Below are 14,468 nucleotides of genomic sequence, written 5' to 3' on the forward strand. Positions count from 1 at the left end.
TAACCCTGGCCAGGATGTCCATTACCTTGCGTGAGGACTCCGGATCCAGTGAAGCAATGGGCTCGTCTGCCAGCAGCACCCTGGCACCCTGAACCATCGCCCGGGCGATGGCGGCGCGTTGCTGCTGCCCACCGGACAAAGTTGACGCACGCTGAGCCCAGCACTCCGCAATACCCACGCGTCGCAGGGCTTCGATGCCCCGCGCCTTTTCCTCGCTGGTGAACCAGCGGATCAGGCTGCGCCACATCGGCACCCGGTGCAGCGTGCCCGCCAGCACATTGACCAGCACTGGCAGGCGACCCACCAGGTTGAACTGCTGAAACACAAAACCGATACCCGAACGCACAGAGCGGATGTTGCCAGCGATTTTTCCCATGCTCTGCACTGTGCGCCCATGGATCACGATGGAGCCCTCGCCAGCAGAATCACCGGCCATCAGGCCCGCCATGTGCCGCAACAAGGTGGATTTGCCGGAACCGGAAGCGCCGATCAGCGCCACCATTTCGCCAGGCGCGATGGACAGGTCAATGCCTTGCAGGGCCTTGCGGCCGTTGCCAAAGGTTTTGCTTAAAGTGTTGATTCGAATAGCCGTATTCATGGTGTTCCCCGGTGGTGTGCGACTGAATCTAGGTCCGCAATGTGTCGGTTTCGTGTCACTTTTGATCGCTTTACCGACCTTCTGGACATTCGCAGGACGACCCGCCTCGCCTGCAGGCGGACGGGCACAATAAGCCCATGCCCTACCTGCCCCCCTTCATTGCACCCACCCGTTACACCGATCCGCCGGCCGCCTTGGCCCAGGTGCGGGCCATTTATGACCAGCAGATTGCCCACCTGCGCGACGCCATGCACCGTTATGTGGCGGGGGCGGACCTGCCCGGTCATGTGCGAGCCTGCTATCCGTTTGTGCGGGTGCACACCGAAACAGTCGCAAGGGCTATTCTGGAAACACCAGATATTTCGCAGCTCAGCTATGGATTTGTGGCCGGCCCCGGACGGTATGAGACGACGCTGACCCGGCCAGACCTTTACGGCAATTACTACCTGGAACAATTTGGCCTGCTGCTGCAAAACCATTCGGTTGAACTGGAAGTGGGCACCAGCACGCAACCCATCCCGGTGCATTTTTCGTTCGCCGAACACGACCACATCGAAGGCAACCTGAGTCAGGCACGCCGAATGCTCATGCGCGACATGTTTGATTTGCCCGACCTGGCAGCCATGGACGACGGCATTGCCAACGGGACGTACGAGCCCCAACCCGGCGAGCCTCAGCCACTGTCACTGTTCACCGGCGCGCGGGTGGACTATTCATTGCAGCGACTGCGCCACTACACCGGCACCTCACCCGACTGGTTTCAGAACTTTGTGCTGTATACCAACTACCAGTTCTATATAGACGAGTTTGTGCGGCTGGGACACGCCGCCATGGCCGACCCTGAAAGCGAATACATCGCTTTTGTTGAACCCGGCAATGTGGTGACACGCCGTGTTGGCTTGCCATCCATCGCCGGTGACGAGCTGGGCATGGCGCCGCCGCGCCTGCCCCAGATGCCGGCCTACCACTTGATGCGCGCCGATCGCAGCGGCATCACCATGGTGAACATTGGCGTGGGCCCGGCCAACGCCAAAAACATCACCGACCACATCGCCGTGTTGCGCCCCCATGCCTGGATCATGCTGGGCCACTGCGCTGGCCTGCGCAACAGCCAGCAGCTGGGCGACTACGTGCTGGCCCACGGCTATGTGCGTGAAGACCATGTGCTGGATGAAGAGCTGCCGCTGTGGGTACCCATCCCGGCGCTGGCTGAAATTCAAAAGGCACTGGAGCAAGCCGTGGAGGATGTGACCCACCTGCAGGGGCCCGATCTCAAGCGCATCATGCGCACGGGTACCGTCGCATCCACTGACAACCGGAACTGGGAACTGCTGCCGGGCAACCAGCCGCAACGCCGCTTTAGCCAGAGCCGCGCAGTGGCGCTGGACATGGAAAGTGCCACGATTGCGGCCAACGGCTTCCGGTTTCGTGTGCCCTACGGCACGCTGCTGTGTGTGAGCGACAAGCCGCTGCACGGCGAGATCAAACTGCCCGGTATGGCCAATCACTTTTACAGGGAGCGTGTGGACCAGCACTTGCGCATCGGCATACGGGCCATAGAGTTGCTGCGCGCGCAAGGCAGTACCCAGTTGCACAGCCGCAAGCTGCGCAGTTTTTCGGAAGTGGCATTTCAATAGGGGCGCTTATCCCTACGATCCGCTCGCCCGGTCTTTCTGGATGACAATCGTTCTCAATACCGATTTCCAGAAAGCCGCATGTGACGATCGCCCCTGTCCTTTCCCAACCCAACTCACCCGCGGCGCCCCGTGCGCGCCGGCCACCGCGACGCGTGACGGTCAGCCGGGTTGAGGTCCTGAGTCCGGCCATGCGCCGCATCACCTTGACAGGGCCCGAGCTTGAAGGTTTTCCGCCCATCGGGCCCGCCAGCTACATCAAGCTGATTTTTCCCGAGCCCGGGCAAACCGAGCCAAGCCGCCCCTTGCCAGACGGACCGCGTGCGGTGTCCATGCGGACGTACACGCCCCTGGCGATACGGCCCGACGCGTTGGAAGTGGACGTTGATTTTGTATTGCACGGCGAAGGGCCAGCCTCGACCTGGGCTGCACAAGCCCGGGTTGGGCAGGTGTTGTATCTGATGGGCCCGGGGCCGGGCTACCCTGTGGACACCAGCGCGCCGCAGCACCTGCTGATTGCCGACGACAGCGCCCTGCCAGCGGTGGAAACCATTTTGATGGCGCTGCCCGTCAGCGCCAGTGTGCAAGTGTTGGTCGAAGTCATCGACGCGAACGAAGAACGACCATTGGCTGCACAGGCCCAGCTGGATGTCCGCTGGCTGCCACGCGGCAATGACCACCGGCTTGCGGGACAACCTCTTGCAACCGCGTTACGCGCCCTGCCATCCATCCCTGCAGAAACCCGGATCTACCTGGCCTGTGAGGCAGCCGCAATGCGCCGTCTGCGGACATTGCTCATCGATGAGCTGGGTGTCTCACGCAGCCAGATCGTGGCACGCGGGTACTGGAAGCTCGACGTGGTTAACCACCCGGACCATGACTATGGGGACGATGCCTGAGCCCAGGCACCGATCGGCAACAATCAAGGCATGATTTCTCCGCTTGTTTCCATCCAGGGCCTGACTAAGCGGTATGGTGATGCGCTTGTGGTGGATGACCTGTCGTTTGACATCGCGCCGGGTGAATGCCTGGGCGTGATCGGACCCAACGGCGCTGGTAAAACCACGACCATTCGCATGTGCCTGGGCCTCACCGTACCTGACACGGGCAGTGTTTCCTATTTTCTGGACGATGCGCGCGCCGGCTTGCGCATGCCGCAAGACGCGCTGGCCATCAAGGCCAAACTGGGTGTGGTGAGCCAGTTCGACACGCTGGACCCTGATTTCACATGCGCCGAAAACCTGCAGGTGTACGGCCGCTACTTCGGCATGGCCGCCTCAGCCGTGCGCGCGCGCGTACCCGGCTTGCTGGAGTTTGCCTCGCTGGGGCACAAGGCCGGCAGCAAGCCCGGCGAGCTGTCGGGCGGTATGCGCCGGCGCCTCAGCCTGGCGAGGGCCCTCGTCAACGACCCGCGGCTTTTGCTGCTTGACGAGCCGACCACCGGGCTGGACCCGCAGGCGCGGCATCTGATGTGGGAGCGGCTGCAACTGTTGCTGCAACAAGGCAAATCCATTTTGCTCACCACCCACTTCATGGACGAAGCCGAGCGCCTGTGTTCGCGTCTGCTGGTGCTGGACCATGGCAAAAAAATCGCCGAAGGAAAACCCCGTGAACTGATCGCCCAGCATCTGGACCCTGACGTGGTGGAGGTGTATGGCGTGGGAGCGCTGGAGCTGGCCAGGTCTGATGAGCACGCAGCCCTGCGCGCGCTGGCTGCACGTGTGGAAGTCAGCGGCGAGACCGTCTTCTTCTACACGCAGGATGCGCGGCCTCTGCTGGAGCAGCTGAGCAGCCACCACAAATTGCGCACGCTGCATCGCCCGGCCAACCTGGAGGATCTTTTTCTCAAACTCACCGGCCGCCAGATCAGGGAGGATGGATGATGAACCAGTCCATTTGGCGATGGCCTGACCTGTCGGCCCGTTGGTGGCCGGTTTTCTTGCGCAACATGCTGGTGTGGAAGAAACTCGCCATTCCCAGTCTGCTGGGCAACATTGCCGAGCCGCTGATGTGGCTGGTGGCTTTTGGCTACGGCATGGGCGCGTTGGTAGGCGAGATCAACGTGGGCGGCGGTGCCGGCAAAGTGCCCTACATCCTTTTTCTGGCCAGTGGTTCGATTTGCATGAGTGCCATGAACGCTGCGTCGTTTGAAGCCCTGTACTCTGCGTTTTCGCGCATGCATGTGCAAAAAACCTGGGACGGCATCATGAATGCCCCTGTGAGTCTGGATAGCGTGCTTCTTGCTGAGATGCTGTGGGCCGCATTCAAGGCCGTGTTCACGGTCACTGCCATTTTGGTCGTTATGCTGGCGCTGGGCATCAGCCACAGCCCAAAGCTTTTGGTGGCCTGGCCCATCTTGCTGGTGGTCGGCATGATGTTTTCATGCATCGCGCTGATCTTCAATGCGCTGGCCAAGAGCTACGATTTTTTCACCTACTACTTCACGCTGGTGCTGACGCCCATGATGTTTTTGAGTGGGGTGTTCTTCCCGCGTGAGCAATTGCCTACCGTTGTGCGCATCATCTCCGACTGGCTGCCGCTCACCAATGCGGTGGACATCATCCGCCCACTGTTCATGGACCAATGGCCGGCTACGCCCTGGCGGCATGGGCTGGTACTGGTGGCCTACACGGTGGTCGCATACTGGGTGGCCCTGGCGTTGACGCGTAAACGTTTCAGGGCCTGAAGGGCTAGAAACGGGGTTTAGGCTGCCTGCAGCAACTTCTTTAAACAAAATCGGTACTTTGCCCAATAACTACGGGCGCTAGCAGCTATCCATTTGATAGCAATCTGCTGGCTTTGCTGTTTAGCCAGCCTCTAGACATCAAAGAACACGGTCTCCTGATCGCCCTGCATCCGGATATCAAACCTGTAAACCACATGGGCTCCGGTAGCCTGCCGCTTGGCAATCAATGTCGCGCGCCGCTCAGCTGGCACGCTGGCCAGCACCCGGTCCGCAGCATTGGCGTTGGCCTCGTCATCAAAATAAATGCGAGTGAAGGTATGCACCAGCAAACCCCGGGCCATCACACAGACGGCAACAAAAGGGGCCTGTCCTTCCGCGACAGAGCCCGGCTTGACCGTGTCAAACACATAGTGGTGCCCGGCAAAAGTGCCCGTCCCGCAACGTCCAAAACCGGTGAACCCGCTGTCGGCCACCTCGGCGCCGGTACGGGCAAACCTGCCCGCCGCATCAGCCTGCCAGATTTCAACAACCGCGTCATGAATGGTGTTGCCTGCGCCGTCCAGTACCTGGCCGGTGATACGGATGTGTTCCCCTGCCGCATGGGGCTGCGCCAGCACCGGGGTAAACAGGCTCTTGAAGTCGTAGGCATATTGGGAAGGCGTCAACCCATAAGCAAAGAAGGGGCCGACGGTTTGCGATGGGGTTTGTAGCAGTTTGCTCATGATGGCGTTCCGTTCAGGATTCAAAGCGCGTGCCTTGCGGGCCGCGCAACACGATGTCAAACACATAGCCCAATGCAAAGTCGGGCTCGGTCACCTCGAGACTGAATTTGGACACCATGAGATCGCGCGTTTTTTCCGGCACGCCCATGTACATCGGGTCAAACGGCAACAGCGGGTCCCCGGGGAAATACATCTGCGTGACCAGGCGGCTGGCAAAGTAATCGCCAAACAGCGAAAAATGAATGTGGTTGGGCCGCCAGGCGTTGGGGTGGTTACCCCAGGGGTATGCGCCCGGCTTGATGCTGAGAAAGCGGTATCGGCCATCCGCATCCGTCATGCACCGGCCCGCCCCCAGAAAATTGGGATCCAGCGGTGCGTTGTGCTGGTCGGCCTTGTGCACATAACGGCCGGCAGCGTTGGCCTGCCAGACCTCTACCAGCGTGTTGCTCACTGGGCGGCCATCTTCGTCACTGACACGGCCAGTCACGATGATGCGTTCGCCCAGCGGCTCGCCGTTTCTCACAGCGTTTCTGGTCAGGTCATGGTCTAACGGCCCCAGGTCATCAGTGCCATAAACCGGCCTGTTCATTTCAGCCAGGGACTGCTTGATGGGCAACAGCGCTTGCTTGGGACCACGCAGCAGGGTGGACTTGTAGCCGGTGTAAATATGTGCAGGGTGGGAAGACCAGTCGCGCGGTGCAAGCTGAGGGATATTGGTCATTTCGGGCATAAAGAGTCTCCTTCAGGATGTCTGCGCCACTGACTCGGGTCAAGTGGACCTCAATGGTGACATTGTCTGGTCTTTTCATCACCAAAAGCGACAACGGCGCCGCAGCCCTGAACTTCGCTGATGAGCTTTGTCGATTGACATGCTTATTTGTATGCCATACATTTAAGGCATGCCTTCCCCGGTCCAGTCCATCAACCCGTCACCCAGTGAGACGGATGCCCGCAGCACACGCGAGCCTGGTCGGCGCATGCGTTCGCATTTGCTCGACATTGCAGTCGAGCTCTTCAAATCGCGCGGACTGAGCGGCGTATCAGTTGCGGAAATTGCGCAGGCTGCCGACGCATTTCCCAGCCAGGTGACCTATTACTTTCGCACCAAGGAAGCGTTGTTTGTCGAGGCCGCCTGCCGCGAGATTCTCTACACCGGCGAGCAGGCCGAACGCGCGGCGGCCAAGGCCACCACACTGCCGCTCTACACCCGGGCGCTCGCTGAAAGCGTTGTGGCCTCACCGGGTCTGGCGCTGTTTATTGAAGCGCTGACGCTTGCACGGCGACGACAAGATCTGGCGCCGCTGATTGAACGCACTTTTGAGCGCCTGCACAGCGAAGGCGACCGTGCGTATGGCGCGATTCGCGACCTGCGCAACTGGCCGCATGACGACGATCCGGCCCTGCGTGCCCGCCGGTTCTGGGCGTTGGCACTGGGCTCCGTGCTGCGCGGCGCGGCTACGGGTGTGGACCCCGAAGCCAGCGCACGCGACATGCTGGAGCTGCTGGACAGCGACATGGCGCAGCAAGCGCCCACCTCAGGCGCCCGGCCCCCACTCCAGATGGTGAAAGCCGCTCCAAAGGACAAACATGCCCGCAGCCGCACGCGTTCAAGCTGACACCTTTTTCGGCCCTGACGAATGGAAGGCGCTGTCCGCGCGCTCCTCCTGGAAAGGCATTGCCGTGGTGGCACATTGCTGGCTGGTGATAGGCGCGGCGATGGCGGTGGGAATCGTCTGGCCGCTGAGCATTCCCCTCATGGTCATGATCATCGGCAACCGGCAACTGGGTCTTTTTATCCTGATGCACGACGCCGCGCACGGCCTGCTGCATGCCAACCGCGCCATCAACGACCGGCTGGCGCTGTGGTTTTGCGGCCATGAACTCAACATCTACCGCCCTTACCATTTGCAGCACCACCGGTTTGTGCAGCAAAGCGAAGACCCGGACCTGGTGCTGTCCGCCCCTTTCCCGATCACGCCCGACTCCTTGCGGCGCAAGATCATCCGGGACCTGACCGGGCAAACATTTTTCAAACAACGCTTCGGCGGATTGATAAAGAAGCTGAAGGCCCGACCCAACGGAGAGGCCGCCTGGCCTTTGATCGGCGCTGCGCTCAAGCAGCAACGCATTTTTTTGATCACCAATGGCTTGGGCCTGGCCTTGTTCAGCGCGGCCGGGCTCTGGTGGGCCTGGGTTTTGATGTGGCTGCTGCCCATGGCCACCTGGTTGCCGCTGGTCAGCCGCCTGCGCAACATTGCCGAGCACGCGCTGATCGACCAGAACGGAACCGACCCGCTTCGCCACGCTCGCACCACCCACGCCAATCTGCTGGAGCGCCTGTTTATTGCACCCTACTGGGTCAACTATCACTGCGAACATCACATGTTCACGCAAATTCCCTGCTGGAACCTCCCGCGTGCTCACAAGTTGCTCAAGGCCAAGGGCGTCCTGGGACGCATGGAAATGCAGCCCGGTTATGCCACTGTGCTCCGATTGGCGTCAGCCGGTTGAACCAAAACGCGCCGTCAACTCGCCGAGATTGAGTTCGGCCAACACTTGCTGAAGGCGATCTTGCGCAGCGCGCATCTTGTTCTCGCTGGGGGTAGACGGCAGGCTCGCGAGGATAAGCTCGTTCTTCATCGAGTGCTCCCAACCCACCAACTCTGTCACTGTCACTTGGTAGCCATGGGCTTCCAGTTGCAGGCAACGCAGCACGTTGGTGATCTGGCTGCCGAACTCACGCGTGTGCAGCGGGTGCCGCCAGAGCTCGGCCAGCGGCGTCTTCGCCAGTGTCAGCGCCTTGTTCTTGCGCAACACGCTGGCCACCTCAGCCTGGCAGCAGGGAACCAGCACCATGTGGCGCGCCTGTTTGGCAAGACCAAAAGCAATCGCGTCGTCTGTGGCTGTGTCACAGGCGTGCAGGGCGGTAACGATGTCCACCCGCCCGGGCAACTCGGACGATGTGATGGCTTCGCTGACAAGCAGATTGACAAACTCCATGCGCTCAAAACCCAGCCGTTGGGCCAGCGCGCGTGATTTTTCCACCAGCTCGGCGCGCGACTCAATGCCGTAGATGTGCCCGGTGGTCTTGCGGCCCTGCTGAGCCACATTAAAGAACAGGTCGTAAAGAATAAACCCCAGGTAGGACTTGCCAGCGCCATGGTCAGCCAGTGTGAAGTTGCGCTCACCTTCGGAAACCTCGTCCAGCAACGGCGCTATGAACTGGTACAAGTGATAAACCTGCTTGAGCTTGCGCCGCGTATCCTGGTTCAGCCTGCCTTCCCGCGTCAGGATGTGCAGTTCCTTGAGCAGTTCAATTGACTGGCCGGGGCGCAGCTCTTCAATGACCTGGGCGGCCTTGGGGGCGGGGGGAGTGCGGGACTTGTTCATGAACCCTCAAGTCTAGGGCTTTGGTGCAACACATGGCGTCACAATTTTATTGAATTGCACACAATTTAATTGGGTGATACAATTGAGCCATGCCGAACAAAATCGACGCCATGCTGCAACTGGACAACCAGTTGTGCTTTGCGCTGTACTCTACATCGCTGGCCATGACCAAGCTGTACAAGCCGCTGCTTGACGAGCTGGGCCTGACATACCCTCAGTATCTGGTGATGCTGGTGCTGTGGGAGCAGGACGGCCTGATGGTGTCTGAACTCGGTGAGCGTCTTTACCTTGATTCGGGCACGCTCACCCCCTTGCTCAAACGCCTTGAAGCGTCGCAGTTGATCTCCCGCATTCGCGACGTGGCAGATGAGCGACGGGTTCACATCAGCCTGACGGCAACAGGCCGCAAGCTCAAGACCAGGGCCGCAAAAATCCCGGGTTGCATCCTGGCTGCCAGTCAATGTTCCATCCCTGAGCTGGTGGCTTTGACACAGCAATTGCAGACCTTGCGCCAAAGACTCGTCGCGTAATCACTCTTCTCATTTTTTCACCGCCGCCTCAATTCCGGGGCATTTTTTAAAGGAATCACCATGACCCCCCAACTCGAAAAAGTCCTCTACACCGCCAAAGCCCACACCACAGGTGGCCGTGACGGAAAATCCAAAACCGACGACGGCCGCCTGGACGTCACGCTGAGCTCGCCCGGCACAGCTGGCACCGGCACCAACCCAGAGCAGCTGTTTGCAGCCGGTTATTCCGCCTGTTTCATCGGCGCCATGAAGGCTGTGGCCGGCATGAAAAAAATCACCCTGCCGGAAGATGTCAGCATCGACGCAAGTGTTGACCTGGGCAAAATCCCGGCAGGTTACGGCATCGCTGCACGTCTGGACGTATCTCTTCCCGGCATGGACCGCGCCGCCGCACAGGCACTGATCGACGCCGCCCACCAGGTTTGCCCGTACTCGAATGCCACGCGCGGCAACATCGACGTGACCATTACGCTCAAGTAATCAGCCTCAGCTGTCACCAATGTGGCCCGCCGGTGTTGAACCGGCGGGCTTTTTCACTTAAGTTGTGGGCATGCACAACACATCCCTCCTCGTCCGCAAAAGTTCGCTGACCGACGCCCGCCTTGCTACATCGGATTCCGCCCCTCTCACTGATGGCCAGGTCCGGATGAAAATCCATTCATTCGCGCTGACGTCCAACAACATCACCTACGCTGCCTTTGGTGATGCCATGAACTACTGGCAGTTTTTTCCCGTCGCGGAAGGGGAATGGGGTTGTATCCCCGTGTGGGGCTTTGCGACGGTGACGGAATCGTTGTGTGAAGGCGTGAAGGTGGGTGAACGGTTTTACGGCTACTACCCGATGGCATCTGAAACAGTCTTGCTGCCCAGCCGCCTGAATGCCGCCGGATTTTCCGACGGCGCTGCCCATCGGCGCGAATTGCATGCTGTTTACAACCAGTATCTGCGCTGCAGCACCGACCCTTTGTACACCCCCGACACAGAAGATGCGCAGGCCCTGCTGCGACCGCTTTTCATCACTTCCTGGCTGATTGACGATTTCCTCGCGGACAACGATTTTTTTGGCGCCCGCACCATGCTGCTGTCCAGCGCGTCCAGCAAAACCGCGTACGGAACTGCCTTTCAGTTGGCCCAGCGGCCGGGCGTGGAGGTCATCGGTCTCACATCTGCGTCAAACGTCGCCTTCTGTCAGAGCCTGGGTTGCTACAGCCGCGTCCTTACCTATGATCAGCTTGATCAAGTGAGCATGGACACAGCCTGTGTTTACGTTGATTTTGCAGGCAATGCGCAGCTGCGCCATGCCATCCACAGCCGCTTTGCCAAGCTTGCATACAGCTGCTCGATTGGAGGCACTCATGTCGAGCAACTGGGCGGCGCGAAAGACCTGCCGGGCCCACGCGCCACACTTTTTTTTGCGCCCGCCCAGATCAAAAAACGTCATGCCGACTGGGGCGCGGAAGAGCTGGGCCGCCGGCTGCAACAAGCTTGGCACGCCTTCCTCACACAAGCCGTCAGCCCAGAGGCACCCTGGCTTGGCGTTCAACGCCATCAGGGTCCTGAACAGGTGCTACACGCCTATGCCCTGGTGCTGGCTGGGCGCGGTGACCCGCGGCTGGGTCACATACTTTCTCTGGAATAGGGCAAGATGGGGGCATGAAGCTTGCCCTGCTGTCCGACATTCATGCCAACCTGCATGCGCTCGAAGCCTGTCTGTCCGACGCTGCTGGGCGCGGCGCCACGCAATATGCCTTTCTGGGTGACCTGGTGGGTTATGGGGCCCAGCCCTCCGCCGTGATGGACTGCGTAATGGCCTTGGCCGCGCAGGGTGCCTGGGTGATCCGTGGCAACCATGATGAAGCATCAGCTCGGCCGACCGCCGACACCACGCGGGCTGACACAGCAGGTGCGGCCTGGACCCATGCCCAGCTAAGCCCCGCTCAACTGTCCTTTCTGGGCAATTTGCCTTTGACCCGACGTGAAAGCAGCACGCTTTTGGTTCATGCCAGTGCCCACGAGCCGCAGCGATGGCACTATGTTGAAAGCCCGCGCGAAGCGGAGATGAGCCTGGAGGCCGCTGGCCGCGGCGTGACCCATGTGTTTGGTGGTCATGTGCATCATCAGCGCTTGTTCTATCGGGGTGCTGGTCAGGGGCTCATGGCCTTCGATCCGACGCCAGGAGTGGCTGTTCCCGTTCCTGCACACCGCCAGTGGCTGGCCACCGTAGGCTCGGTAGGACAACCCAGGGATGGCCATTGCGAAGCGATGTACACCCTGTTTGACGTCAGCGAACTGCAGCTGACGTTTTTGCGTGTCCCCTACGACCACCTGGCAGCAGCGCAGGCCATCCGTTCAGCAGGTTTGCCCGTATCCAACGCCGACCGGCTGGCCATTGGACGCTAGTAGATCAAATGAAGCTGCTTGAACCTGGCACTGAAATCGACGGCTTCCGCGTTGGCGACTGCCTCCATGCCGGCGGTATGGCGCACATTTACCGGGTAAGTTTTTCAGCACCTGGCCGGGAGGGCGGTTTTGCCATGGCCATGAAAGTGCCACGCATGACCAGCAGTGACGGCGCTGAAACCATCCTGAGCTTTGAAGTCGAGCATCAGATGCTGCAGGTGCTCTGTGGCCCACACGTGCCGCGTTTTGTGGCGGCAGGCGATCTGGCACGACTCCCCTACCTTGTGATGGAGTATGTAGAAGGCCGCGTGCTGCAGAGCTGGCTCGACGATGCTGTTGAATCCCGTTTGCGCCCCGATCCCGGCGACATTGCGCGGCTGGGCGCTGCGCTGGCGGTAGCGGTACACAGCCTGCACAGCCAGAACGCGGTGCACTTGGACCTGAAACCCGCCAACGTGATGGTGCGACACGATGGCCAGGTGGTGTTGCTTGATTTTGGCTTGAGCTGGCATGCACACTACCCCGACCTGCTGGCTGAAGAGATGCGCGCGGCTGCGGGCTCACCAGCGTGGATGGCGCCTGAGCAGGTGGTGGGCGTGCGCGGTGATCCGCGTAGCGACATCTTTGCCATCGGTGTCATTCTGTACGAGCTGGCTACCGGCGAACTGCCATTTGGCGAACCACAAACCAGCGGCGGACTGCGGCAACGCTTGTGGATGGATCCGCCACCCCCCCGTCGCCTGCGACCCGAACTACCTGCGTGGCTCCAGGAGATCATCCTGCGCTGCCTGGAGCCCGAAGCCGCCAAACGTTATCCGTCTGCGGCGCATGTCGCGTTCGATCTGACCCACCCGGAACAGGTCAAGCTCAGTGAGCGCAGCGCACGCACAGGCCCAACGCCATGGCGCGTGCATTTCAAGCGCTGGATCAAGGCTGCAGGCATGCAATACCGGCCCAGCCCCTTGCCGGCGGAAAGCATTACCGAAGTCCCAATCGTGATGGTGGCCGTGCCCTGGCGCGACACCACCGATGCCACGCTCTATTCACTGAGACAGGCGGTCGACCGCTCGCTAGGCCAGCAGGCGGGCGCCCGCCTTGCATGTGTGACGGTCGTGCCGCCCGGCGGGGACACCACCGGTAACGAAACCAATGTGGTCCGCATGCAGCGCGAACGGCTGCGCCAGTGGGCGCAGGGCCTGAATCTGGACGGCCATCAGGTTTCCCTTCACGTACTGGAGGGCCGCGACACGGCTCATGCATTGCTCGACTACGCGCGCGCCAACCGGGTGAGCCTCATCGTTGTGGGCGCCGCCACGCATGGGTTGCAGCTGCAGCGCCTGATGGCGACAGTGCCCATCAGGGTCGCCATGGAAGCGCCATGCACGGTCATGTTGGTCAAGCAGGCTCTGCCTTACGAACGTCTGGGCACCACCGCTGACTGATCGGGTGAAATGATGGAGCGATTAGCGGGGGCGATAATCTTCCGATGTCTTCTCACCCCTATGACGCACTGATGCCCGATGTGGTGCTGGATGCACTTGCAAGCGTGGGCCTGTATGGCGACGGACGCCTCATGGCACTGTCTAGTTACGAAAACCGTGTCTACCAGATCCACCTTGAGGCGGCACCCGGCGCGGCGGTCGGTGACACCGTGGTTGCCAAGTTCTACCGGCCCGGCCGCTGGAGCGACGCGCAAATTCTTGAGGAACACGCCTTCGCAGCGGAACTGATGGCTGCAGAAATCCCGGTTGTGGGCGCACTCTCGCTCAATGGCTCGACCCTGCATCACTTTGAGGGCTTCAGTTTCAGCGTATCGCCCAAGCGCGGCGGCCGGCGACCCGAACTTGACGATGCCAGCGTGCTTGAATGGATTGGCCGATTTCTGGCGCGTATCCACACAGTCGGCAACAAGCAGCCGTTTTCGCATCGGCCAGCGCTGGACCTGCAGACCTTTGGCTACGCTTCACGCGACGTCCTGGCCGCCGGTGACTACCTGCCGCTGGACATGAGCTCGCGCTGGCACAAGGCTTTTGAAGAGGCCATGCTGGTGGCGCAAAACGTGTTTGAAAGCGTGGGCGACATCCACACCCTGCGGCTGCATGGCGATTGCCATCCCGGCAACATCTTGTGGACGCCAGAAGGCGTTGAAGGGGCTGGCCCGCATTTTGTCGATCTGGACGACGCGCGAAGCGGGCCAGCGGTACAGGACCTGTGGATGCTGCTCTCTGGCGACCGCGCGCAATGCACTCGGCAACTGGGTGCGCTGGTTGATGGCTACGAAGAGTTCCGCGAGTTTGACCGCCGCGAACTGGCCCTGATTGAGCCGCTGCGCACCTTGCGGCTGGTCCACTACAGCGCCTGGTTGGCCCAGCGCTGGAAGGATCCGATTTTTCCGGTCAACTTCCCGTGGTTCGGTACCAGTGACTACTGGAAAGGCCAGGTTGACATGCTGGAGGAGCAAACCGAGGCCATGCAGGAAGCGCCGCTGGTGGCTTGAATCTTTTCCGC

The 14,468-nt window shown here is 60.7% G+C and carries 16 protein-coding genes; 12 read left to right on the forward strand and 4 right to left on the reverse strand.

The window, feature by feature from the left end:
* Nucleotides 1-598, reverse strand: a 598-nt coding sequence (locus VE934_RS14445; RefSeq protein WP_324888695.1) for a phosphonate ABC transporter ATP-binding protein, incomplete at its 3' end; no start/stop codon positions are given.
* 137 nt (nucleotides 599-735) lie between these two features.
* Here VE934_RS14445 and VE934_RS14450 point away from each other — a divergent pair.
* The 4 genes from VE934_RS14450 (at nucleotide 736) to VE934_RS14465 (ending at nucleotide 4,918) form a co-directional block, all read left to right on the forward strand.
* Nucleotides 736-2,235 (forward strand): AMP nucleosidase, encoded by a 1,500-nt coding sequence (locus VE934_RS14450; protein WP_324888697.1) that lies wholly within the window; start codon nucleotides 736-738, stop codon nucleotides 2,233-2,235.
* A gap of 80 nt (nucleotides 2,236-2,315) precedes the next feature.
* The gene (locus tag VE934_RS14455) at nucleotides 2,316-3,131 is read left to right on the forward strand and encodes a siderophore-interacting protein (RefSeq protein ID WP_324888699.1); all 816 of its coding nucleotides are present in this window, start codon (nucleotides 2,316-2,318) and stop codon (nucleotides 3,129-3,131) included.
* A 30-nt stretch (nucleotides 3,132-3,161) separates the two neighbouring features.
* A complete protein-coding gene (locus tag VE934_RS14460; protein ID WP_324888701.1) occupies nucleotides 3,162-4,115 on the forward strand; it encodes an ATP-binding cassette domain-containing protein in 954 nt (317 codons plus the stop codon).
* Nucleotides 4,112-4,918, forward strand: coding sequence for an ABC transporter permease (locus tag VE934_RS14465; RefSeq protein ID WP_414693854.1), 807 nt, complete (start codon nucleotides 4,112-4,114; stop codon nucleotides 4,916-4,918). Before VE934_RS14460 ends, VE934_RS14465 begins: the two co-directional genes overlap by 4 nt.
* Before the next feature lie 131 nt (nucleotides 4,919-5,049).
* On the opposite strand, the gene pcaG is transcribed toward VE934_RS14465, so the two are convergent.
* A complete protein-coding gene (gene pcaG / locus VE934_RS14470) occupies nucleotides 5,050-5,640 on the reverse strand; it encodes a protocatechuate 3,4-dioxygenase subunit alpha (RefSeq protein ID WP_324888705.1) in 591 nt (196 codons plus the stop codon).
* Nucleotides 5,641-5,653: 13 nt separating this feature from the next.
* A complete protein-coding gene (gene pcaH, locus VE934_RS14475; protein ID WP_324888815.1) occupies nucleotides 5,654-6,361 on the reverse strand; it encodes a protocatechuate 3,4-dioxygenase subunit beta in 708 nt (235 codons plus the stop codon).
* Between the two features lie 178 nt (nucleotides 6,362-6,539).
* Here pcaH and VE934_RS14480 point away from each other — a divergent pair, with 178 nt between their 5' ends.
* Together VE934_RS14480 and VE934_RS14485 are read left to right on the forward strand one after the other, a co-directional pair.
* The gene (locus tag VE934_RS14480) at nucleotides 6,540-7,256 is read left to right on the forward strand and encodes a TetR/AcrR family transcriptional regulator C-terminal domain-containing protein (RefSeq protein WP_324888707.1); all 717 of its coding nucleotides are present in this window, start codon (nucleotides 6,540-6,542) and stop codon (nucleotides 7,254-7,256) included.
* Nucleotides 7,228-8,151: a fatty acid desaturase family protein gene (locus tag VE934_RS14485; protein ID WP_324888709.1), complete on the forward strand. Its 924-nt coding sequence runs from the start codon at nucleotides 7,228-7,230 to the stop codon at nucleotides 8,149-8,151. The genes VE934_RS14480 and VE934_RS14485 overlap by 29 nt, the downstream gene beginning before the upstream one ends.
* Here VE934_RS14485 and VE934_RS14490 read toward each other — a convergent pair.
* A complete protein-coding gene (locus VE934_RS14490; RefSeq protein WP_324888711.1) occupies nucleotides 8,140-9,030 on the reverse strand; it encodes an SAM-dependent methyltransferase in 891 nt (296 codons plus the stop codon). The two genes, VE934_RS14485 and VE934_RS14490, sit on opposite strands and share 12 nt — an antisense overlap.
* Before the next feature lie 89 nt (nucleotides 9,031-9,119).
* On the opposite strand from VE934_RS14490, the gene VE934_RS14495 reads away from it, so the two are divergent.
* The 6 genes from VE934_RS14495 (at nucleotide 9,120) to VE934_RS14520 (ending at nucleotide 14,457) form a co-directional block, all read left to right on the forward strand.
* Nucleotides 9,120-9,560, forward strand: a complete 441-nt coding sequence (locus tag VE934_RS14495) for a MarR family transcriptional regulator (protein WP_324888713.1) — start codon at nucleotides 9,120-9,122, stop codon at nucleotides 9,558-9,560.
* A 60-nt stretch (nucleotides 9,561-9,620) separates the two neighbouring features.
* Nucleotides 9,621-10,040 carry an organic hydroperoxide resistance protein gene (locus tag VE934_RS14500; RefSeq protein WP_324888715.1) on the forward strand — a complete coding sequence of 140 codons (420 nt, stop codon included), beginning with the start codon at nucleotides 9,621-9,623 and terminating at the stop codon, nucleotides 10,038-10,040.
* A 70-nt stretch (nucleotides 10,041-10,110) separates the two neighbouring features.
* The gene (locus tag VE934_RS14505) at nucleotides 10,111-11,199 is read left to right on the forward strand and encodes a DUF2855 family protein (protein WP_324888718.1); all 1,089 of its coding nucleotides are present in this window, start codon (nucleotides 10,111-10,113) and stop codon (nucleotides 11,197-11,199) included.
* A 14-nt stretch (nucleotides 11,200-11,213) separates the two neighbouring features.
* A complete protein-coding gene (locus VE934_RS14510; protein ID WP_324888720.1) occupies nucleotides 11,214-11,960 on the forward strand; it encodes a metallophosphoesterase family protein in 747 nt (248 codons plus the stop codon).
* An 8-nt stretch (nucleotides 11,961-11,968) separates the two neighbouring features.
* Nucleotides 11,969-13,402: a bifunctional serine/threonine-protein kinase/universal stress protein gene (locus tag VE934_RS14515; RefSeq protein ID WP_324888722.1), complete on the forward strand. Its 1,434-nt coding sequence runs from the start codon at nucleotides 11,969-11,971 to the stop codon at nucleotides 13,400-13,402.
* A 44-nt stretch (nucleotides 13,403-13,446) separates the two neighbouring features.
* Nucleotides 13,447-14,457 carry a serine/threonine protein kinase gene (locus VE934_RS14520; RefSeq protein WP_324888724.1) on the forward strand — a complete coding sequence of 337 codons (1,011 nt, stop codon included), beginning with the start codon at nucleotides 13,447-13,449 and terminating at the stop codon, nucleotides 14,455-14,457.
* The last annotated feature ends 11 nt before the right edge of the window (nucleotides 14,458-14,468 follow it).

It is taken from the genome of Polaromonas sp., from assembly GCF_035638815.1.
In the GTDB taxonomy this organism is placed as follows: domain Bacteria; phylum Pseudomonadota; class Gammaproteobacteria; order Burkholderiales; family Burkholderiaceae_C; genus Polaromonas.